This is a genomic window from Paraburkholderia sp. UCT2, from assembly GCF_014397665.1.
Lineage (GTDB): Bacteria > Pseudomonadota > Gammaproteobacteria > Burkholderiales > Burkholderiaceae > Paraburkholderia > Paraburkholderia tuberum.
Map to the genome: position 1 here is coordinate 1 of NZ_VZQO01000197.1, position 234 is coordinate 234.

Annotated in this window: 1 protein-coding gene; it reads left to right on the plus strand. The window is 65.4% G+C overall.

Annotated elements, in window-relative coordinates; translation table 11 throughout:
- On the plus strand, positions 1–234 hold a 234-nt coding region (locus tag F6X39_RS36305), incomplete at both ends, for an Ig-like domain-containing protein (protein WP_187620174.1).

The window sequence follows — 234 nt, forward strand, 5'->3', positions numbered from 1 at the left end:
CGCCGGTTGGCGAGACGCAGGTCGACGAGGACGGCAACTGGAGCTTCACGCCTGATACGCCGCTGGAAGAAGGCGAGCACGAGTTCACGGTGGTGGAGCGTGATCCCGCGGGCAACGAAAGCAAGCCCTCGGAGCCGCACGTGGTGATCGTGGACACGACTGCGCCGGACCAGCCAGTCATTGGCGAAGTGACTGACGACGAAGGTCCGATCCAGGGACCGGTGGGCAATGGCG